Source organism: Roseateles chitinivorans (genome assembly GCF_050632235.1).
Lineage (GTDB): Bacteria > Pseudomonadota > Gammaproteobacteria > Burkholderiales > Burkholderiaceae_C > Roseateles > Roseateles chitinivorans_A.
Genome location: NZ_CP192584.1, coordinates 5,804,213 through 5,825,734, shown reverse-complemented (window position 1 = coordinate 5,825,734; position 21,522 = coordinate 5,804,213). Strand labels below are relative to the sequence as shown.

The following is a 21,522-nucleotide window of genomic DNA, read 5'->3' as shown; positions in this document are numbered from 1 at the left end:
ACGGCCGCAAGTGCCGTGGCCATCGGTGTTTCCGACGACGTACCTCGAAATTTCGTGACACTTGGCACAAGTTGTGCATCGTTCCCTCTGTTCAGCACCGCACCGAGCGCGGTTGTGCCGCGCGGGGTGTCCACACCTTTCAGGGGGAACGTTCGATGTTCACGCGAATCAAGAGCTTCAAGAGCCTCAAGAACACCTGGCTGCCGATCGCAGCCCTGGCCCTCGGCGCGGCGACGTCCGCGCAGGCCGCCGCCGTCTTCGTCGAGGGCGGCACCGATGCCGGTGAAACCCTCGTCACGGCCAAGACCTTCCTGGGCAGCGGCCCGATCGACATCATCCGCGGCACGACCGACGGCGATGCCGACCTGTTCGCGATCTACCTGACCGCAGGCACGGCGTTCTCCGCGACGACCACCGCCTCGGGCATCGACTACAACTTCTTCGACACGGTGCTGTACCTGTTCGATGCCGCGGGCAAGGGCCTGATCGGCAACGACGACGACGGCGACGTGGGCGGCTCGCAGTCGAGCTTGAGCAACTACATCCCGACCGTGAGCGGCCTGTACTACCTGGCCATCACCGGCGCGGGCTACACGCCGGTGAGCGGCGGCTCGGCGATCTTCCCGTCGCTGCTGGGGCAGGGCGGCAACGTCGCCGCGATCGGCGGCTCCGGCGCGCTGACCGGCTGGAGCAGCGTGACCAGCGAGTCCGGCGACTACGAGATCCGGCTGGTCGGCGCGAGCGCCGCCGCGGCCTCCGACGTCCCCGAACCCGGCAGCCTGCTGCTGGCCGGCGCCGCCCTCGGCGCGGCCGGCCTGATCCGCCGCCGCAAGCCCGTCACCACCGCACAAGCCTGAGGAGCCGCCCATGACGACTTCCAATCGCACCCCGAAGCACACCGCTCCCCGCCTGCGCGTCCTGAGCGCGCTGCTGGCCCTGGCCGCCTGCGGCGGCGCCTATGCGCAGCACGCCAAGCTCGACGGCGCGCTGTCCGACCTCGTCGACCAGCAGTCGCGCCGCCAGCTGCGCTCACTGGCCGTCGACGCCGACGAGTTCAAGCCTTACGTCAAGTCGCTGTCCGACGACCAGGGCCGCGTGCTGGTCGACCTCTATCTCGAGGCCGGCACGTCGATCGACGACTTCAAGGCCCAGCTCGAAGCGTCCGGCGCGCGGGTGACCGGCGTCAATCGCCTGTTCAACAACGGCGCGATCTCGGCCTACGTGCCGACGTCCGCGCTGGCCGCGTTGTCGGGCACGAGCGGCCTGCACCTGGCCAAGTTGACGCGCCGCCCGCACAAGAACGTGGGCCTGACCACTTCGCAAGGTGCGCCGGTGCTGCGCAGCAACGTCGCCAACGCCGCCGGCTGGACCGGCGCCGGCATCACGGTAGGCGTGCTCTCGGACTCCTATGACGGATCGCCGCTGAGCTTCACCACCGTGCGCGCCGCCAACGACATCGCCTCCGGCGACCTGCGTCCGCCGAAGTGGGTCCTGGACATCGGTGCCGATCCGAGCAACACCGATGAAGGCCGCGCGATGATGCAGATCGTGCAAGACGTGGCCCCCGGTGCGGACCAGTGCTTCGCCACCGCCTTCGCCGGCGAGGCCGCATTCGCCGACAACATCCGCCGGCTGCGCACGGAACCCGCCTGCAGCGCCGACGTGATCGTCGACGACGTCTTCTACTACGACGAGCCCTTCTTCTCCGACGGACAGGTCGCGCAGGCGGTCAACGATGTCGTCAACAGCACGACGCTGGCGGGCCGTCCGGTCTCGTACTTCTCGTCGGCGGGCAACCAGGGCTCGGCCGGCGGCGGCGGCGCGATCGACGTGCCGGTCGCGACCTTCTCGACCACGCCGTCCAACCTGGGCAACGTCAACCTGGCGTCGCTGAACACCTGCACCAGCTCGCCGTCCTCGGGCAGCACGAAGGCCAACGTGGCCGGCGGCTTCCTGGACTTCGGCGGCGGCACCTACGCGCTGCCGGTGACCTACAGCGGCGCGGGCTCCACGCTGCTGCTGCAGTGGGACGACCTGTTCTATCAAGGCAAGGTCACGACCGACCTGAACTTCTACCTGATCAACGCGGCCGGCAACTGCGTGTTCACCTTCGCGACCAACAACATCGCGGCGGACTTCGGCGAGGAGATCGTCGGCCTGTCGGGCGGCGCCAGCGGCACCTACCGCATCATGGTCGGCCGCACGAGCGCCGGCACCAAGCTGGCCTCGCGCGTGCGCCTGGTCAACCTCGACGGCTGGGGCGGCGCGCCCTTCCAGGTGCGCAGCGGCCCGACGACCTTCGGCCACAGCGCCGCGGCTGGCGCCAACAGCGTGGCGGCCTACCGCTACAGCTTCCCGGCGACGCAGCAGACCCCGTTCATCCCCGCGTTCGAGAGCTTCAGCAGCCCGGGCCCGGTGACGATCGCGTTCGACGCCGCGGGCAACCGCCTGGCCGTGCCTGAGACCCGCAAGAAGCCCGACTTCGCCGCGCCGGACGGCGGCAACACGACCTTCTTCTTCCCCAACTCGGATTACGAAGGCGACGGCTTCAACAACTTCTTCGGCACGAGCGCGGCGGCACCGCATGCGGCCGGCGTCGCGGCGCTGATGCTGCAGAAGGCCGGCGGCCCCGGTTCGCTGACGCCCAAGCAGATCAAGAGCATCCTGCAGGGCACCCCGGCGGCGCGCGTGATCCCGTTCTCCGGCGGCGCGGCGGTGAAGGGCTGGAGCCTGTACGACGGCTTCGGCCTGATCGACGCGGTGAATGCGTTGAACAAGCTGCCCTGAGCGACCCTCGCCAGTCCGGGGTCCGCCCCGGGGCTGGCTCGCGACCCGGAGCCTTCAGGCCGCCGACCGCAAGGTTGGCGGCCTTGTCTTTGGCGTGCCCGGCACGACGTTCCATGCTCGCCTTCTGACGCCTTTTTCAAGCCGTTGCAATGACGGTCCGAGGGCCCTTTCCGAGGCCATCTTTACAGGGCGCATCCCCCTTGTTCGCGGGGTCCGGAGGTCCCCGTCCCACAGAGGCGGGACCCATTCTTGCTATGGACCCCTGCGAACCCGGGATGGGGGTCTCAGGGCCCTCCGGAACGGGTAAGTTCAGTCATGGTGCAGGGCTACACTCGCCGCTCGCGTACGCGTAGAGCACCCCTCAAGGGGCCGCCGGACAGACACAACATCAAGGTCGACACCATGCTTGCGATGAGGACTCGGGATCAAGGAATTCAAGCGCGACAGGCCGCACCGGCCGTCGCCGGTTTTGCGACCGTCTGCGCTGCCGTACTGGCTGCGGCAGTGCTCGCCGCCTGCGGCGGCGGCAGCGGCGCCAAGGCCTCGCAGACCGCGGCCAAGGTGAACAAGGAAGAGATCACCGTCCACCAGATCAACTTCGTGCTGCAGCGCCAGCCGAACGTGAAGCCCGAGCAGGTGGACGCCGCGTCGCGCCAGATCCTGGAGCGCCTGATCGACCAGGAACTGGCCGTGCAGAAGGCCCAGGACCTCAAGGTGGATCGCGATCCCCGGGTGGTGCAACAGATCGAAACCGCCAAGCGGGAGATCATCGCCAGGGCCTATGCTGAACGCATCGGCGAGACGGCGACCAAGCCCACCGACCAGGAAATCAAGCAGTACTACAACGACAAGCCGGCACTTTTTGCCGACCGTCGCATCTACAACTTGCAGGAAATCAACATCGAGGCGAAGCCGGATCAGTTCGAAGCGATCCGCACCAAGCTGCAGGCCGCCAAGACCCTGCCGGACTTCCTCGAAGCGCTCAAGAGCGACAACTTCAAGTTCGTCGGCTCGCAGATCGTGCGCTCGGCCGAACAGATCCCGCTCAACAACCTCGACGCGATCTCGCGCCTGAAGGACGGCCAGTTCATCATGAACGGCCAGCCCAACGGCATCACCGTGCTCTTCCTCGCCGGCTCGCAACGCCAGCCCGCGACCGAAGCCCAGGCGCGCCCGTCCATCGAGATGTTCCTGCTGAACCAGCGCAAAGCCGAGCTGGTGGCCAAGGACATCAAGTCGATGCGCGACAACGCCAAGATCGAATACGTCGGCAAGTTCGCCGACGCCGCGTCCGCGCCCGCCGCCACGCCGGCGACGCCCGCGCCCACCTCCGCTCCCGCGGTGCCGGCCCTCGAGCCCGCCGCCTCCGACAGCCCCACCGGCGCCGCCAGCGGCCCGGTGGACAACAACCTTGCCAAGGGTCTAGGCATCAAATGATGAATACGCGTCGCTTCCCGATCCTCTCCTTCGCCTCGGTGGCCGCCACGGCCGCCACGGCGGTGCTCTCGCTGTCGCTCGCCGGCGGCGCCGTCGCGCAGGCGCCGGCACGTCCCGCCACCACGGCGACGGCCCCGGCCGCGCCGACCGGCCTGGCTTCCGGCGCCACCGCCGAGTACCGCCTGGGATCGGGCGACGCCATCCGCATCAGCGTGTTCCAGAACCCGGACATGCTGCTCGAGACCCGCGTGTCCGAAGCCGGCACCATCACCTTCCCGCTGCTGGGCTCGATCCGCATCGGCGGCCTGTCCATCAGCGATGCCGAGCAGCGCATCGCCGACGGCCTGAAGAAGGGCAACTTCGTCAAGCAGCCGCAGGTCACCATCGTGGTCCTGAAGGTCACCGGCAACCAGGCCAGCGTGCTGGGCCAGGTGAACCAGCCCGGCCGCTACCCGCTCGAGGTCGCCGACACCCGCCTGACCGACCTGCTGGCCAACGCGCGCGGCGTGGCCGCCACCGGCGGCGACACGGTCGTGCTGTCGGGCGTGCGCGGCGGCAAGGCCTTCCGCCTGGAAGTGGACCTGCCGACGCTGTTCGGCCCCAACGGCCGCGAGCAGGACGTGGTCGTGCTCAACGGCGACGTGCTGTGGGTCGACCGCTTCCCAATGGTCTACATCTACGGCGAAGTCCAGAAGCCCGGCCAGATCCGCCTGGAGCGCGGCATGACGCTGCTGCAGGGCCTGGCCGCCGGCGGCGGTCTGACGCTGCGCGGCACCGACCGCGGCATCCGCGTGCACCGCAAGGACACGGCGGGCAAGGTGCAGGAGATCAAGCCCGCGATGGACGAGGCGCTGAAGGACGGCGACGTGATCTTCGTCCGAGAGAGCCTGTTCTGAGTTGTGTGATGCCGGGCCGCCAAGGCCCGGCTGAGGAGTGCCCGTGACGCCAAGCAAACTGTTTTCCATCCTGCGCGCGCGCTGGTCCCTGGTCCTGCTCGTCGTGCTGCTGACCACGCTGACCGCGTTCGCCGTGAGCCTGGTGCTGCCCAAGAAGTACGTGGCCACGGCCTCGGTGGTGGTGGATGCCAAGCCCGATCCGATCTCGGCGCTGATCTACCCGGGCCTGGCCTCGCCGGCCTTCATGAACACGCAGGTCGACGTGATCAGCAGCGACCGCGTCGCGCTGCGCGTCGTGCGCGACCTCCGCCTGGCGGAGGTCCCCGCGATCCGCGAGCAGTGGCAGACGGCCACCAGCGGCGAGGGCACGATCGAGCAGTGGCTGATCGCCTTCCTGCAGGCCAACATGGACGTGAAGCCCTCCAAGGAGAGCAACGTGCTGACGGTGGCCTACCGCGCGCCGGACCCGCAGTTCGCGGCCGCGCTCGCCAACGCCTTCGTCAAGGCCTACGTGTCGACGACGCTGGACCTGCGCGTCGACCCCGCGCGCCAGTACGCCGGCTACTTCGACCAGCAGGCCAAGGTCGCGCTGGAGAAGCTCGAGAGCACGCGCGCCAAGCTCTCCGCCTACGAGCGCGAGCACGGCATCATCGCCAGCGACGAGCGCCTGGACGTCGAGAACAACCGCCTGTCCGAGCTGTCCTCGCAGCTGGTGGCGCTGCAGGCGCTGTCGGCCGAGTCCGGCAGCCGCCAGGGCCAGGCCGCGCGCGGCGCGGAGCAGCTGCCCGACGTGCTGGCCAACCCGGTGGTGATGCAGCTCAAGGCCGACCTGAGCCGCGCCGAGAGCAAGCTGCAGGAGCTGGGCACGCGCTACGGCGACAACCACCCGCAGGTGATCGAGGCCAAGGCCACGGTGGCGGACGTGCGCAGCAAGCTGCGCACCGAGATCGGCCGCGTCAGCGGCGGCGTGACCGTCACCAACAACATCAACAAGCAGCGCGAAGGCGAGATCCGCACTGCGCTGGAGGCGCAGCGCGAGAAGGTCGCCAAGCTCAAGGCCGCGCGCGACGACGCCAGCGGCCTGATGCGCGAGGCCGAGAGCGCCCAGCGCGCCTACGAGAACATCACGACGCGGCTGACGCAGACCAGCCTCGAGAGCCAGACCACACAGAGCAACGTCAACGTGCTGACCGAGGCCGTCGCGCCGCTGAAGCCCTCGTCGCCCAAGATCCTGCTGAACACCGCGCTGGCCTTCGTCGCGAGCGTGATCCTGGCGGTGGGCCTGGCGCTGCTGCTGGAGATGCGTGACCGCAAGGTGCGCGACGCCGACGACGTCATGGCCGTGCTGCCGCTGCCGATGCTGGGCGTGCTGCCCGCGCCGGGCAAGCGCGCGTCGGCGCTGCCGTCGGCGGAACGTCGACTGCTCGGGAATTCCGCCCGACCCAGCCGAGGGACCGCCTGATGTCCGATCTGAAGGAACCCATCCCGTTGGCCCAGAGGAAATCCGTGGACGCACCGATCAACAGCAAGTCTTCCGGCCCGGGCGTGCATGACCGCTCGATCGGCGCGATCATCGCCGAGACCCGCAACCTCACCGCCGACCAGGTCGAGCGCGTGCTGCAGTACCAGCGCGAGCGCGGCATCCGCTTCGGCGAGGCCGCCGTGGCGCTGGGCTACGCGAACGCCGAGGACGTGCTGGAGGCGCTGTCCAAGCAGTTCCACTATCCCTACGCCCCGAGCGAGCGCAAGGTCCGCAGCCCGGAGCTGGTGGCGCTGAACACGCCGTTCTCGTCGCAGGCCGAAGTCTTCCGCGGCATCCGCAGCCAGATCACGATGCGGCTGTACCGCGAGAACGAGCCGCGCCGCGCGCTGGCCGTGATCAGCCCCGACTCGCTGGACGGCAAGAGCTACTTCACGGCCAACCTGGCCGTCACGCTGGCGCAACTCGGCGGCCGCACGCTGCTGGTGGACGCGGACCTGCGCCGCCCGCGCCAGCACGAGATCTTCGACGTCAACAACCAGGCCGGCCTGTCCTCGATCCTCTCGGGCCGCAGCGAGCCGCGCGTGATCCAGCAGGTGGAAGGCATGAACAGCCTGTTCATCCTGCCGGTGGGCGCGGTGCCGCCCAACCCGGTGGAGCTGCTGGAGCGCCCCGCCTTCGGGCTGCTGATGCGCGAGCTGGCCGGCAAGTTCGACCATGTGCTGGTGGACACCTCCGCGGGCCAATATGGTGCCGACGCGGCGATCGTGGCCGCGCGCTGCGGCGCGGCGCTGGTGCTGGCGCGCCAGAACAAGTCGCGGGTCACCGCGCTGCAGGAACTGACCGACAGCCTCGACGGCGTGTCCACGACGCTCGTGGGCACCGTCATGAACGAATACTGAGTCCGGGGCCGCCAAGAGCCCTTTGCCGGCCCGGCAACCCCGGGCCCTCCGCCGCGACGCGCGCGATCCCTGGCGGATCGCGACGTCGCCGTCTGCCCGTCGCCGACCGTCTTTGCAGGGATCGCAGTGAAAGTCATGGCTAGCAATCTGTTCCTCCGCTCGGGTGACCGCGCAGGCCCCGGGCCGGGCCGCGGCTTCTGGGCGCTCAACCGGCTGGCGCTGCTGGCGCTGGCCGCCGGCCTGGCACTGCTGTACGTGCCCACCATCATCGATTTCATCCACGGCCCCTGGCGCGGCGACCGCAACTCCCACGGCCCGATCGTGCTGGCGCTGTCGGCCTGGTACTTCTACTTCCAGACCCGCCGCCTGGCCTCGCAGGGCGAGACCTTCGCCGTGCGCCCCGCGCCGCTGGCCGGCTGGTCGGTGCTGGTGCTGGGCCTGGCCGCCTATGTGCTGGGTCGCTCGCAGTCGATCGCGCTGCTGGAGCTGGGCTCGCTGCTGCCGGTCCTGCTGGGGCTGGCGCTGATCCTGGCGGGCCCCGCGCTCGCGCGCCGCTACTGGTTCGCGTTCTTCCTGCTGCTGTTCGCGGTGCCGCTGCCGGCGTCCATCGTCGACGTCATCACCCAGCCGATGAAGCTGGCCGCGTCCTGGGGCGCCGAGCACCTGATGTTCGCGCTGGGCTACCCGGTGGCCCGCGCCGGCGTGATCCTGCAGATCGGCCCCTACCAGCTGATGGTGGCCGATGCCTGCGCGGGGCTGAACTCGCTGTTCACGCTCGAGGCGCTGGGCCTGCTCTACATGAACGTGGTGCGCCATGAATCGGTGTTCCGCAACATCGCGCTGGCCATCCTGATCGTTCCGATCTCCTACTGCTCCAACGTGATCCGCATCCTGATCCTGGCGCTGCTGACCTACCACTTCGGGGACGACGTGGGGCAGGGCTTCATGCACGAGTTCTCCGGCATGGCGCTGTTCCTGACGGCGCTGATGCTGATCGTCGTCGTGGACGGCCTGCTGCGCACCTTCTCGATGCGCTGGGACCGCTGGCGCGGCAAGGAGGCGGCATGAGCACGACCATCAATCCCGGAACTCCTGGAACTCCTGGAACTCCGACACCCCCGGCGCCGCCCGCGGCGTTGCGCCTGCCCAGGCTGTCCGTCGCCACCTGCCTGGCCGGCGTGGCGCTGATGGCCGTCGCGGCCGGCGGCGCGTGGCTGGCCACGCCGCGCCTGCAGGCGGTGCAGGGCGCGCCCAGCCTGGACGCGACCGTGCCCAAGGCCTTCGGCGACTGGCAGGCCGTCCAGGACTCGACGCCGCAGATCGACGTCTCGCAAGGGGTCGAGACGGTGCAGGAGCAGCCCTACGACCAGACGGTGATGCGCACCTACGTCAACAGCCAGGGCGAACAGGTGCAGCTGGCACTGGCCTGGGGCGAGCGTCAGCGGCAGGACGTCAAGGTCCATCGGCCCGAGGTCTGCTACCCGGCGCAGGGCTACGCGGTGCGCCGGATCGGCGACGGCACCCCGATCGTCACGGCCGGCCGTGCGGAGCCGGTGCCCACGACGCAGCTGCTGACCGAGGGCGCGGCGGCGGCGGGTACGAGTCGGTGCGGTACTGGATCCGCATCGGCTCGCAGTACGGCGGCGACGGCCTGACCGCGCGCTGGTACATCCTCAACGAGGGCTTCCGCGGCCGCATCCCCGACGGGATGCTGGTGCGCGCGTCGCAGCGGCTGAACCGCGCCGAAGGCGCCGCGCAGTCGCAGGTGGTGATGGAAGGTTTCCTGCGCGAGCTGGTGGCCGCGGTGCCCCCGGGCACGCGCCCGCTGCTGGTGCGCTGAGGCCGGAGCGACGGATGACGGGACGTGACGGGATGACGGCGGCATGAGGAGCGGACTTCGGACGGGATCGGACACGCGCGCGCACCGGGAGATCGGGCGATGAGCGCGGTCGGACGGATCACGGGCGCCTGGCGCCTCTGGCGCGACGGCCTGGACGGCATGTCGCTGCTGGCGCTGGCCGGGCTGCTGGCCGGCGCGGTCGCCATCGGGCTGATGACGGTGATGGTCGGCGGCATGGCCTCGGACCGTCCCGCGATGCTGGCGGTGCTGCCGCTGATGCTGGTCACGGCCTTCCTGTTCCTCTACAGCCGCGAGGCCTTCCTGCTGGCGGTGCTGCTGGTGCGCGCCGGCGCCAACCCGATCTTCGAGGAGACCCGGCTCGCCGCCATCGGCGGCCTGGGCGGCCTGCTCAACGCGCTGATCATCGTGCTGGCGGGGATCATCATCGCCCGCGATCCCAAGCGCGTGCCGCGCGTCGCGTGGATGGTGTGGCTGCCCTTCGTGGCGGTGCAGGCGCTGGGGCTGGTGTATTCGCCGGACAAGGTGCAGGCGCTGCGGCTCTATCTGGGCCAGCTGTCGGTCATGGCGCTGTTCCTGGTCAGCTTCTACCTGGTGAAGGAAGAAGCGGATCTGAACAGGTTGCTCAAGTTGGTCACCTGGTCGTCGGTGCCTGTCGCAGTTGTCACGCTGATTTACATCGGCCTGGGCAGGACCGCTGGTAGCGTGGACGGCTTCGAAGTCGCGTCCAACCGGTACGGCGGCCCGTTCCCTCACGCCAACATCCTGGCGTTCTATCTCGTGTTGTCCGTGGGCGTCATCTTCTATCGCTGGAAGAGCGGTCTGGCCGGCCGCGGCGTCCTGTCGACCGCGACGGTCGTGCTCTACCTGCTGCTGCTGGTCGGGCTGCTGTTCGCGACCAAGACCCGCAGCGCGTGGATCTCCGTGCTGTTCATCTTCATCGTGTACGGCCTGTTCCGCGAGCGGCGCTATCTCGTCTATCTGGTCATCGGCGGCATGCTGTCCATGCTGATCCCCGAGGTGCGCGAGCGCGTGCTCGGCCTGGCCGAGGGCAACCAGGTGGTGCAGTACGCCAAGCTGAATTCCTTCGCATGGCGCAAGCTGCTGTGGTCGGACGCGCTGTCGTGGATGGCCACCTCGCGCATGGCGTTCGGCTACGGCGCGGAGTCGTTCGTCTTCCACTCGCAGACCTTCTTCTCGATGGCCGGCGGCCGCAGCTGGGGCGCGCACAGCGCCGTGGTGCAGGTGTTCTTCGAATACGGCGCGCTGGGCGTCGCCGCCTACGGCTGGATCTTCGTGGCCACCGCCCGCATGCTGCGCGCGCTGCTGCCGGTGCGCGGCCTGCTGGCGCTGATCGCGCTGGCGCTGCTGCTGTCCAACTTCCTGGTCTCGCTGTCGGACAACATGCTGTCCTACCTCATCTACAACTGGTACTTCTGGTTGACGATGGGCGTGGTGTGCGCGCTGGCCTGCCGCATCGCCGGCGCGGCCGATCCGCGCCAGCGCCGGCCGTGGGGCATCCGGCCGAGCAAGTACCGGCCGCGGCAGCCGCATGACCGCGTCAGCGAGTTCCCGGCGACCCTGCCGCGCGTCAGCGAGTTCTCGCCCACGCTGCCGTTCAACGGCGCGGAGCAGGGGCGATGAGCACGTCGCCCGACCGCGATCCGGGCGAGGCCCTGGCCGTCGCCGCGGGCCACCGGCCCAGCGAGCGCCAGCCCGCGCTCGACGGCGTGCGCGCGGTCAGCATCCTGGCGGTGCTGTGGACCCACCTGTTCCCGCTGCGCGTGGGCGGGACGCCGCTGAACGAGTCGCTGGGCATCTTCGGCATGGCGCTGTTCTTCATCCTGTCGGGCTACCTGATCACCGGGCAGCTGCTGAAGCGGCCGACGGTGTCGTCCTTCGTCGCGCGGCGGCTGCTGCGCGTGGTGCCGGCCGCGTGGATCTGCCTGGCGGTGGTCTGGGCGTTCCAGCCGGAAAGCCTGGAGACGGCGCTCAGCTACCTGCTCTTCTACGCCAACCTGCCACCGCAGCGGCTGGTGCCGCCGACCGACCACTTCTGGAGCCTGTGCCTGGAGGTGCAGTTCTACATGCTGTCGGCGCTGCTGCTGTGGCTGCGTCCGCGCGCGATCTGGTGGCTGTTCCCGGCGCTGCTGCTGGCGACCACCGCGCTGCGCGTGAGCCATCAGGTGACCGCGTCCAGCATCACCTGGTTCCGCTGCGACGACCTGCTCGCCGGCGCCTGCCTGGCGCTGCTGATGCACTCGCGCCACTGGGCCGTGGCACGCGACGTGCTTGCGCGTCGCGGCATGGTTCCGCTGTTGCTTGTCGTCCTGCTGGCCTGCAGCTTCCTGCCGCATCCGGGCCTGAACCCGCTGGGTTTCCTGCGGCCGTACGTCGCCGCGGCCTTCGTCGGTTCGCTGTTGGCACAGCCTTCGCACCGGCTGTCGCGCGTGCTCGGCGGGCGGATGTTCAGCTACGTCGCGACGGTTTCCTACGCGCTCTACATCTGGCATCTGCCGCTGGCCGCCACCTGGCTGGGCAGCGGCGACGTGGCGACGAAGTACCTGAAGCGGCCGCTGCTGCTGGTCGTGCTGTTCGCGGTCGCGCATGTGTCGACCTTCCAGGTCGAACGCCGGTTCAACGATCTGGCCAAGCGCTTCGGCACCGGTGGCCGCCACCGCTTGAAGGAGGTCTGAGATGACGTCCTCCAGCCATTCCCCGGGCGCCGCATCGCGGGCCCCGCGCAACGCGCGCGAGGACGCCGACTGGCAGGCCGATCTGGCCCGCTGTGGCGGTGCCGCCGCGCTGCGTCGCGAGCAATCGCTGTGGGCGCTGCGGGTCTACCGCTTCGGCCGGCGCGTGGACGCGATGCCCGAGGGCGGCGCGCGGCGCTGGTCCACGCGGTTCTACTGGCTGGCCTTCCGCGCGGTCGAGACCGTCACCGGCATCAGCCTGCCGAAGGAATGCCGCATCGGGCCGGGGCTGCGCATCTGGCATTTCGGCGGTGTGTTCGTGAATCCGGGCACCGTCATCGGCGCGAACTGCACCTTGCGCCAGGGCGTGACGCTGGGCAACCGCGTCGAGGACGGTCCGTGCCCGGTGCTCGAGGACGGCGTCGAGCTCGGCGCCTATGCGCAGGTACTGGGCGGCGTGCGCCTGGGCGCGGGCTGCAAGGTCGGCGCGATGTCGGTCGTGCTGCGCGACGTGCCCGCGGGCGCGACCGCGGTCGGCAATCCGGCGCGGATCGTCGCGCGTGAGGCGGCGCCGCCGTCCGGCGAGTCCGCAGCCACTGCAGCGCTCACGTCGTCGGACCTCGCGTCCCCGATGACCATGGAGGAATGACACGATGACCTGGGATCGACGACGCTGGTGCACGGCCGCGGGCTGGAGCCTGACGGCGGGTGCGTTGCCTTCGGCGCTGTGGGCCGCGGGCGAGGGCGGCGATGCCCCCGCTGCCAAGGAGGCCAAGGACGCCAAGGGCAGGCGCACGCCCGACGCCGCCAAGGGTGACCGCTTCGGCACGGTGCTGCGGCCGTTCTCGGCGCAGTCGCCGTGGAACAGCCGTCCGGTCGAGCCCACGCTGGACGACTGGGAGATCCCCAAGGCGTCCTACGCGCCGGCGCTGGAGTCGGGCAAGTGGTCCACCGGTGTCTTCGTCTGCCAGCCCGACGATCCGCCGATGCGCGTGGTCGGCCTGCCGGGCCAGAAGGGCGTCTGGGATCCGGATGCCGAGACCACGCAGCCCGAGGTCGTGCTGCCGCACTGGCCCGCGAGCGTCAATCCGGCCGAGGGCCTGGACGGCCACGCCGACATCGTCGATGCCGAGGCCGGCATCATCCATTCCTTCTACAAGCTCACCCGCGTCGATGACCAGTGGTGCGCCAAGCAGTACGCGTGGACGCGGCTGGACGGCCGCGGCTGGGGCGATCCGGCCCACTACTTCCAGGGCGCGCGCGCGGCCGCGGTACCGACGATGGGCGGGCTGGTGCGCCGCCATGAACTGGAAGAGGGCGCGGGCCCGATCCGCCATGCGCTGGCGATCTCGCTGACCTTCAACGCGCTGAGCGCTGACCCGGGCTACGTCTTCCCCGCGACCTCGGCGGACGCCGGGCTCAACAACAACAACGGCCGCATCCCTGAAGGCGCGCTGCTGATGCTGCCGCCGGACTTCGACGTCTCCAAGGTGGACGACGCGCGACTGCGCCGCATCGCCGAGGCGCTGAAGGTCTACGGCGGCTACGTCGTCGACCGCAACGTGGGCACGCCGTTCGTCGTGTACTGCGAGATCGGCAGCAACGCCAAGCTGCACACCGCCAAGCTGTGGAACAGCCGCGCCGCCAGCGACCTGGAGCGCATGCGCCTCGCGCTGCGCCGCGTCAGCTCGGCCAAGGGCTGGCTGGACGGCAACGGCAAGCCGGTCGAACTGCGCCAGCCGATGAACCTGCTGTCGATGCGCGGCGCCTGGCGCTCCGAGCGCGACGACGCGCAGGCGCGTTTCGAGACCTGGCCGCAGGCTGTCGTGCTGAAGGACGCCAAGGCGGGCCTCGCCGTCGTCAACAACTCGGGCCGTCACATCACCGCGGTCACCTGGGCCAAGCCGCAACCGGGCCAGAAGCTGACGCTGACGGCGCGCACCGGCAACGGCGCGACCCTGCGCCTGCAGGTGCGCGGCGGCGATCCGGGTGCCAAGGGCGGCGTCGCTTTCGACAGCGGCGACCTGGCGGACGGCAAGTCGGTCACCTTCGAGTGGCCGGAGAAATTCGCGGGCACGCGCCTGGTGGTGCGTGCCACGGCGTCGGGCGATTGCTGGGCCCGCGGCGACCTGCTGCCGGCCTCGACCTGAGCCATCCGCGCTGAATCCTGGAGGAACGATTGATCACGAAGCCGTTGGATGACCCCGCCCCTCAAGGCCAGCCCCCGGTCGGCGTGCGCCCGCGCATCGCCTACCTGGTGAACCATTACCCCAAGGTCAGCCATACCTTCATCCGCCGCGAGATCCTCGCGGTCGAGCAGCAGGGCCTGGACGTGCTGCGCCTGGCCATCCGCGGCTGGGACGACGACGCGCCCGATCCGGTCGACCAGGCCGAGAAGGCCCGCACGCACTACCTGCTGAAGGACGGCACGGCCGGCCTGTTGAAGGCGACGCTGGCGCAGGCGACGCGCGCGCCGGGGCGCTTCTTCTCCGCGCTCAAGCTGGCGCTGCGCATGAGCCGACGCGCCGACCGGCCCTGGCCCTTCCACCTGGTCTACCTGATGGAAGCCTGCGCCGCGATGCCGGTGCTGCGCGCCGGACGCATCGAGCACCTGCACATCCACTTCGGCACCAACCCGGCGGAAGTCGGCATGCTGATCGAGGCGCTCGGCGGTCCCGGCTACAGCATGACGGTGCACGGCCCGGAGGAATTCGACCGGCCGGACTTCCTGCACCTGGGCGCCAAGATCCGCGGCGCGCGGTTCGTCGCCGCCATCACCTCGTTCTGCCGCAGCCAGCTGTCGCGCTGGGTCGCGTACACCGAGTGGCCCAAGCTGCGCATCGTCCATTGCGGGCTGGATCCTGAATTCCATGCGGTCGAGGCGCCGCCGCCGCAAGGCAAGCGCCTGATCTGCATCGGCCGCATGACCGAGCAGAAGGGCCACCTGCTGCTGATCGAGGCCGCCGCGCAGGTCGCGCGCGAGGTGCCCGACTTCGAACTGGTGCTGGCCGGCGACGGCGAGCTGCGCAAGACCATCGAGGACCGCGTCAAGCAGCTCGGCCTGCAGCGCAACGTGCGCATCACCGGCTGGATCTCGAGCGAGACCGTGCGCCAGGAACTGCTGCAGGCGCGCGCGCTGGTGCTGGCGAGCTTTGCCGAAGGCCTGCCGGTCGTGATCATGGAAGCGATGGCGCTGGGCCGTCCGTGCGTCAGCACCTGCATCGCCGGCATCCCGGAACTGATCCGCGACGGCGAGAACGGCTGGCTGTTGCCCGCCGGCGATCCCGAGGCGCTGGCCAAGGCGATGCTCGCCTGTCTGCGCCTGGACGACGCCGAAGTGGCCCGCGTCGGACAGCGCGCGCGCGCGTCGGCGCTGGAGCGCCACGACGTCGACCGCGAGGCGGCCAAGCTGGTCGCGCTGTTCGAGGAGTACGCTTCTCCGGCGAAGACCTATTCGCCTCATCGCGCCGCGTCGGGCACGAAGGAGAGTGCGCATGCCTGAGCTGTTGTCCACCGTGTCCGCCGTGGGCTGGACGCTGATGCTCGTCATCAGCCTGCTGGTGCTCACGCCAGCCGCGCTGGTGCTGTGGCAGGTGGTGCTGGCGCTGCAGCCGGACCGCCGCCGGCTGCCCGCGTTCGAGCGGCCGCCGCGCATCGCCATCGTCATGCCGGCGCACAACGAGGGCCGCGGCCTGCGGCCGACGCTGATGCAGGCGCTGGCGCAGCTCGGACCGTCGGACCGCATCGTCGTCGTGGCCGACAACTGCAGCGACGACACCGCCGCGCAGGCGCGCGAGTTCGACATCACCGTGGTCGAGCGCACCCATGCGACCGAACGCGGCAAGGGCTATGCGCTGGACTTCGGCGTGCGCACGCTGGAGCGGCTCGCGCTGGAGACCGGCCATGCGCCCGACGTCGTGATCGTGCTGGACGCCGACTGCACGCTCGGCCCGCACCTGCTGCCGCGCATCGCCGCCGTGGCACACGCCACCGGCCGGCCGGTGCAGGCGACCTACCTGATGTCGGCCGCCAACGACGGCCTGAAGGCGCGTGTCGCGGAATTCGCGATGCGCGTGAAGAACCTGGTGCGGCCGCGCGGCATGCACCAGGCCGGCCTGCCTTGCGGGCTCTACGGCACCGGCATGGCCTTCCCGTGGGCCGTGGCGGTGCAGGCCCCGCTGGCCAGCGGCCATCTGGCCGAGGACATGCAGCTGGGCGTACGCCTGGCCCAGCTGGGCGCGCCGCCGCTGCTGTGCGAGGACGCGCTGGTGACCAGCGTCTTCGCCAACAGCAGCGAGGGCGAGGCCAGCCAGCGCACGCGCTGGGAACACGGCCACCTGGCCATGCTGGTCGGCGAAGGGCCGAAGCTGCTGTGGCAGTCGATGCGCCCGGGACGCGGCGCGCAGCTGCTGCAGGTGATGGACATGCTGGTGCCGCCGCTGGCACTGCTGGGCATGCTGCTGGTGGGCTGGACCGCCGTCCAGGGGCTGCTGGCGCTGGTGCTGGGCTGGACGGCGCCGTTCGTGCTGTCGCTGCTGGGCCTGGTCGCGCTGCTGCTGGCCATCGTGCTGGCGCAGCGGCGCTGGGCCGGCGACATCCTCACGCTGGGCGAGCTGGCCCGCGCGCCCTTCATCCTGCTGGCCAAGATTCCGCTGTACCTGCGCTTCATCGTCAAGCGCCAGGTCGACTGGGTGAGAACGAAACGAGATGTCTGATCCCATGAGCTCCACGCCCGCCACCTCCATCCCGTCGGCGACCTCGGCGGGCGCCGCCGCGCTGCCGATCATCCACGTCGACGGACTGCCCTTCGCCGCGACCACGGTGCCGGTGCTGACCGGCCACATCGTCGACGAGGCCGCCGCCGGCCGCGGCGGCTGGGTGGTGACGCCCAACATCGACATCCTGCGCCGCTGGCGCGTGGAGCCGGCCTTCCGCGCGCTGGTGGCCGATGCCACCGTGTTCACTGCCGACGGCCGTCCCATCGTCTGGGCCAGCCAGTTGCAGGGCACGCCGCTGCCCACGCGGCTGACCGGCTCCGACCTGTTCGTCGCGCTGATGCACGCGGCCGCTGCGGCCGGGCTGCGCATCGCGCTGATCGGCGGCAACGAAGGCACGGCCGACGCCGCCGCCGCGAAGCTGATCCCCGAGGCGGTCGCCGCGGGCCGCGTCCGGTGCCTGTGCCCGCCGTTCGGTTTCGAGCAGCAGCCGCAGGAGATGGCGCGGCTGGAGACGCTGCTGTCCGGCTGGCTGCCGCAGATCGTGTTCATCGGGCTGGGTTCGCCCAAGCAGGAGAAGCTGATCGCGCGGCTGCGCCCGCTGGCGCCGCGCGCCTGGTACCTCGGCGTCGGCGTGAGCTTCAGCTTCGTGGCCGGCGACGTGAAGCGCGCGCCGGGCTGGATGCAGCGCAGCGGCCTGGAATGGGTGCACCGCCTGACGCAGGAGCCGGGCCGGCTGGCACGGCGCTACCTGGTCGACGGCATCCCCTTCGCGGCCGGGCTGCTGTGGCGGTCGGCCACGCGGCGCGGCCGCCGGCCCGCGGTCTGAGCGCGATCCGCGCCGACCCGCACACCGAGCCAGACGCCGCCCCACACACCGACTCCAGCGCCCGCGACGACATCGCGCCCCTTTCCGCCATCGATCCCGTCCCGCCCCCACGGCCTCCGACCTGGTCCCAACTTCTCCGGATTCCGCATGACCGACTTCCTGTTCAACGGCTACTACGGCTACCGCAACACCGGCGACGACGTGTTCTGCGTCGTCGCCGACTGGGGCAGCCGCAAGTACTGGGGCGCCCGCGACCTGGCCTTCGTCGCCACCGAGCTGCCGGTGCTGAGCCGCCCCGCGCAGGCCATCATCCCGACCGAGCGCCGCTACCCCGGCCAGCAGACGCTGTCGCGCACGCTGTCCGGACTGGGCGCGCGGCACATGGTGTATTTCGGCGGCTCGACGCTGCATTCGCCGCAGGAGCTGTGGGTCAACCTGCTGCGCCAGTCGCTGGTGCAGAAGGTCGGCCGCAAGTCGATCGCGGCGGCGGGCGTGTCGGTCGGCCCGTTCAAGTCCACCGACGGCGAGCGCGAGATCCGCAAGCTGATCGGCGAGATGAGCTACATCGCCGTGCGCGACCGCGCCTCGTTCGAGATCGTCAAGGCGATGAACGTCGACACGCCGGTGATCCAGGCCTTCGACCCGGCGTTGCTGATGCTGGACGTGATGAAGGATTCGCCGGCGCCGGTGCTGCCGGAGCGCGCGACGGGGCGGCCGGTGATCGGCGTCAGCGTGTGCAATGTCGAGCGCTACTACGGCAAGGGCAACCTGGAGAACGAGCAGCGCCGCGTGGCCTCGGTGAAGGCGACGGTGAAGGCGCTGGCGGAAGAGGGCTTCGCGCTGCGCTTCTTCGTGTTCAACGGACATGCGGCCTCCGGCGACGATGCGGTGACGGACGAGGTGATCGCCTCGCTGGACGGTTATCCGCACGTGGAGCGGCTGCCCTACGACGACGATCCCAAGCGGGTCTACGCCGAACTGCAGCGCTGCGACGCGATCTTCGGCGTGCGGCTGCATGCGTGCATCCTGGCCTACACGGCGGGCGTGCCCTTCATCCTGGTCGAGTACCACCGCAAGTGCGGCGACTTCCTCGATGAGATCGGCTACCGGCCCGAAGGCCGCGTCGGTGATGCGACTGCCGATCCGGTCGAGGCCGCGCGCCGCATCGCGAAGCTGGCCGTCGGCGGCCGTGCGTCGCCGCCGTGGACACGATCGATCCAGGACTCGTGCGAGATGGCGCGCCTGAACTTCACGGCGGCGCCGTACAGCGAGGGTCGTCGCTGATGTCCGTTCCTCGCATTTCCGTTGTCATCCCGCTCTACAACAAGGAAGGCCAGATCGCTCGCGCGCTGGACTCCGTGTTCGCGCAGAGCTTCCAGGACTTCGAGGTGGTCGTCATCGACGACGGCTCCAAGGACCGCGGTCCCGAGATCGTCGCGGCGATCGCCGATCCGCGTGTGCGGCTCCATCGACAGGCCAATGCCGGCGTGTCGGTGGCGCGCAACCGCGCCGTCGAGCTCGCGCGGGCGGACGTGGTCGCCTTCCTCGACGGCGACGACGCCTGGTACCCCGATCACCTCGAACGCCTGTGGCAGCTGCGCGCGGACTATCCGGGCACGGTCGCGTGGGCGATGAACTACCACGTGGTCGACCTGGCCGGCGGCCTGACGCCCGGCGTGTCGGTCGTGACCGAACCCCGGCTGGTGCTGACGCCGGAGAACTACTTCCGCATCGCGCGGCACGGCACGCCGGTGTTCTCGTCGGCGGTGGCGGTGGACAAGGCCGCGCTGCAGCGCGTCGGCGGCTTCCCCGCCGGCGTGCGGCTGGGCGAGGACCTGGACACCTGGATCCGGCTGCTGTTCTCGGGTCCGATCGCCTTCGACGCGCGGCCCGGCGCCTACTACCACGCCGACGGCGACGACCGCGCGCTGGTGCGCAACCCGCCGCCGGCTCGCTATGTGTTCTTCGACACCGACGAGGCCTGGATGCATGCGCATCCCGAGGCGACCCAGGTGGCGCAGGACATCGAGGCCTTCCACGACTTCTTCCGGCTGGCGCATGCACACCACCAGATCAAGTGGGGGGACAAGGCCGCGGGCCGCCAGGTGCTGAAGGACTGCCGCTCCCCGGCCTTCGCGGCAGAGCGCGACCGGCTGCTGCGCATGAGCCTGCTGCCGCAGCCGCTGTACCGCGCGCTGGGTCGGGTGCAGGCGTCGCTGCGGCGCCGTGCCGACGCGCCGGCGCCGTCCGCATCGAACGCGCAAGCGTCGCGGGGCTGACGTGGGGCAGGGAAAACTCGGCGCGAACCTGATCAGCAACGTCGCGTTCTTCGCGCTGAACATCGTCGTCTCGCTGTGGCTGGTGTCCTACCTGGTGCGCCAGCTGGGCGTGGCCGCCTACGGGCTGGTGCCGCTCGCGGTGACGGTGGCCGGCTACTTCAACGTGATCACCGCGGGCCTGAACGCCGCAGTGGGGCGGCACCTGACGGTGGCGATGAGCAAGGGCGACCACGCACGCGCCAGCAGTATCTTCAATTCATCGCTCTGGGCCGGCGCGCTGGTCGCGGTGATCATGTGCCTGCTGGGATTGCCGCTGTTGGAGCATCTGGCCGACGTGATCGAGGTGCCGGCCGGATTCGAAACCGATGCCGGCTGGCTGTTCTTCCTGACGGTGGGCGGATTGGCGGTGACCACCTTCGGGTCCTCCTACCAATCGATCGTCTACAGCCGCAATCGCTTCGATCTCCAGAACCTGGGCAACATCCTTGGATTGGTGGGACGCGTCGTGGTCGTGGTCGCGCTGTTCCAGCTGTCCATGCCGAAGTTGTGGCATGTCGGCATGAGCGTGCTCTGCGCCTCACTGCTGACGATGGGCGTCGTGATGTGGGCTTCGCGACGGCTCGCGCCGGATCTGAAGGCTCGGCCGTCGGACTTCTCGTGGCCCGTGGTGAAGGAGGTGAGCAGCACCGGCGGCTGGATCTTCGTGGCGCAGATCGGCACGCTGCTGTTGGTCAACATCGACTTGCTGGTCGCCAACAAGGTGATCGGTGCCGCTGAGGCCGGCCGCTATGCGCTGGTGCTTCAATGGTCGCTGCTGCTGCGCAACTTCGCCCTGGTGATCGGCGGCGTCTTCGGACCGCCGATGCTCATCCTCTTCGCCGAGGGCAAGGTCGACGAACTGATCAGCTATGCGCGTCGTTCGGTGCGCTTCATGGGTCTGATGATGGCGTTGCCGGTGGGGCTGGTCTGCGGATTCTCCGAATCGATCCTCCGGATCTGGCTCGGCGCCGACTATGTGCCGCTGGCTCTGGTGATGGTCCTGGCGACGGGACATCTGGGACTGAACCTGGCTTACCTTCCGCTGAATCACGTCAGCATGGCGACCAACAACGTGAAGTGGCCGGGAGTCGTCCAGATCATCGCGGGCTTGGTGAACCTGGCGGCGGCCATCCTCCTCGCGCAAGCCTGGGGACTGCTCGGCATCGCTGTCGCTGGCGGCGCGGTGCTGCTGGTACGGAATACGCTGTTCACGCCGATCTATGCGGCAAAAGTGCTGCATCGCCCGGCGCTGACCTTCGTCCGGGGCGCGCTGTTCCTGTTCCTCGTGTCCGTGGCGGTCGGACTGGCCTCATGGGGCGTGTCCCGTTTCCTGGCTCCACAGCATTGGGGCAGTCTGGCCGCGAGCGGCGCGTTGGTGAGCGTCGTCTACGCCGTGATGGCGTGGTTCTTCTTGCTCAGCACCACTGAGCGGGCGGGCGTCGTCGACAAGATCCGCCGCAAGCTCAAACGCTGACGCAGCGAGCAGCGCACCCTGTCGATGTAACTTGGTTCGATGACTGTGACAAGACCTCTCATTCGCCGCTGTGCGGGACCGACGATTGCTCTTTCTGCGCCGAACTTGTTCATTGCTCGGAGCAGTCATGGGT

General features: G+C 69.9%; 19 protein-coding genes. All 19 read left to right on the top strand.

Annotated elements, in window-relative coordinates:
- Positions 1–155: 155 nt before the first annotated feature.
- On the top strand, positions 156–857 hold the full coding sequence (locus tag ACQ859_RS26550) for a DVUA0089 family protein (protein WP_431263483.1): 702 nt from the start codon (positions 156–158) through the stop codon (positions 855–857).
- A gap of 10 nt (positions 858–867) precedes the next feature.
- Positions 868–2,787, top strand: a complete 1,920-nt coding sequence (locus tag ACQ859_RS26545) for a S8 family serine peptidase (protein WP_431263482.1) — start codon at positions 868–870, stop codon at positions 2,785–2,787.
- A gap of 402 nt (positions 2,788–3,189) precedes the next feature.
- Positions 3,190–4,224: an EpsD family peptidyl-prolyl cis-trans isomerase gene (locus tag ACQ859_RS26540; RefSeq protein WP_431263481.1), complete on the top strand. Its 1,035-nt coding sequence runs from the start codon at positions 3,190–3,192 to the stop codon at positions 4,222–4,224.
- Positions 4,224–5,120, top strand: coding sequence for a polysaccharide export protein EpsE (epsE, locus tag ACQ859_RS26535; RefSeq protein WP_431263480.1), 897 nt, complete (start codon positions 4,224–4,226; stop codon positions 5,118–5,120). Before ACQ859_RS26540 ends, epsE begins: the two co-directional genes overlap by 1 nt.
- Positions 5,121–5,163: 43 nt before the next feature.
- On the top strand, positions 5,164–6,582 hold the full coding sequence (gene epsF / locus ACQ859_RS26530) for a chain length determinant protein EpsF (protein WP_431263479.1): 1,419 nt from the start codon (positions 5,164–5,166) through the stop codon (positions 6,580–6,582).
- A complete protein-coding gene (locus tag ACQ859_RS26525) occupies positions 6,582–7,502 on the top strand; it encodes a polysaccharide biosynthesis tyrosine autokinase (protein WP_431260908.1) in 921 nt (306 codons plus the stop codon). The genes epsF and ACQ859_RS26525 overlap by 1 nt, the downstream gene beginning before the upstream one ends.
- 135 nt (positions 7,503–7,637) lie before the next feature.
- Positions 7,638–8,570 (top strand): exosortase B, encoded by a 933-nt coding sequence (xrtB, locus tag ACQ859_RS26520; protein WP_431263478.1) that lies wholly within the window; start codon positions 7,638–7,640, stop codon positions 8,568–8,570.
- Positions 8,567–9,157, top strand: a complete 591-nt coding sequence (locus ACQ859_RS26515) for an exosortase C-terminal domain/associated protein EpsI (protein WP_431263477.1) — start codon at positions 8,567–8,569, stop codon at positions 9,155–9,157. The genes xrtB and ACQ859_RS26515 overlap by 4 nt, the downstream gene beginning before the upstream one ends.
- Positions 9,109–9,342 carry an exosortase-associated EpsI family protein gene (locus tag ACQ859_RS26510; protein WP_431263476.1) on the top strand — a complete coding sequence of 78 codons (234 nt, stop codon included), beginning with the start codon at positions 9,109–9,111 and terminating at the stop codon, positions 9,340–9,342. The genes ACQ859_RS26515 and ACQ859_RS26510 overlap by 49 nt, the downstream gene beginning before the upstream one ends.
- A 99-nt stretch (positions 9,343–9,441) precedes the next feature.
- The gene (locus ACQ859_RS26505; RefSeq protein ID WP_431263475.1) at positions 9,442–11,004 is read left to right on the top strand and encodes an O-antigen ligase family protein; all 1,563 of its coding nucleotides are present in this window, start codon (positions 9,442–9,444) and stop codon (positions 11,002–11,004) included.
- Positions 11,001–12,056, top strand: a complete 1,056-nt coding sequence (locus ACQ859_RS26500; protein WP_431263474.1) for an acyltransferase family protein — start codon at positions 11,001–11,003, stop codon at positions 12,054–12,056. Before ACQ859_RS26505 ends, ACQ859_RS26500 begins: the two co-directional genes overlap by 4 nt.
- Position 12,057: 1 nt before the next feature.
- Positions 12,058–12,702: a serine acetyltransferase gene (locus ACQ859_RS26495; RefSeq protein WP_431263473.1), complete on the top strand. Its 645-nt coding sequence runs from the start codon at positions 12,058–12,060 to the stop codon at positions 12,700–12,702.
- Positions 12,703–12,706: 4 nt separating this feature from the next.
- Positions 12,707–14,203 carry an Atrophin-1 multi-domain protein gene (locus ACQ859_RS26490; RefSeq protein WP_431263472.1) on the top strand — a complete coding sequence of 499 codons (1,497 nt, stop codon included), beginning with the start codon at positions 12,707–12,709 and terminating at the stop codon, positions 14,201–14,203.
- 83 nt (positions 14,204–14,286) lie between these two features.
- Positions 14,287–15,555: a glycosyltransferase family 4 protein gene (locus tag ACQ859_RS26485; RefSeq protein WP_431266660.1), complete on the top strand. Its 1,269-nt coding sequence runs from the start codon at positions 14,287–14,289 to the stop codon at positions 15,553–15,555.
- On the top strand, positions 15,548–16,768 hold the full coding sequence (locus ACQ859_RS26480) for a glycosyltransferase family 2 protein (protein WP_431263471.1): 1,221 nt from the start codon (positions 15,548–15,550) through the stop codon (positions 16,766–16,768). The genes ACQ859_RS26485 and ACQ859_RS26480 overlap by 8 nt, the downstream gene beginning before the upstream one ends.
- A gap of 4 nt (positions 16,769–16,772) precedes the next feature.
- The gene (locus ACQ859_RS26475; protein ID WP_431263470.1) at positions 16,773–17,597 is read left to right on the top strand and encodes a WecB/TagA/CpsF family glycosyltransferase; all 825 of its coding nucleotides are present in this window, start codon (positions 16,773–16,775) and stop codon (positions 17,595–17,597) included.
- A gap of 147 nt (positions 17,598–17,744) precedes the next feature.
- A complete protein-coding gene (locus tag ACQ859_RS26470; protein ID WP_431263469.1) occupies positions 17,745–18,881 on the top strand; it encodes a polysaccharide pyruvyl transferase family protein in 1,137 nt (378 codons plus the stop codon).
- Positions 18,881–19,876 carry a glycosyltransferase family 2 protein gene (locus ACQ859_RS26465; protein WP_431263468.1) on the top strand — a complete coding sequence of 332 codons (996 nt, stop codon included), beginning with the start codon at positions 18,881–18,883 and terminating at the stop codon, positions 19,874–19,876. Before ACQ859_RS26470 ends, ACQ859_RS26465 begins: the two co-directional genes overlap by 1 nt.
- 1 nt (position 19,877) lies before the next feature.
- Positions 19,878–21,389 carry a lipopolysaccharide biosynthesis protein gene (locus ACQ859_RS26460; RefSeq protein WP_431263467.1) on the top strand — a complete coding sequence of 504 codons (1,512 nt, stop codon included), beginning with the start codon at positions 19,878–19,880 and terminating at the stop codon, positions 21,387–21,389.
- Positions 21,390–21,522: the final 133 nt, after the last annotated feature.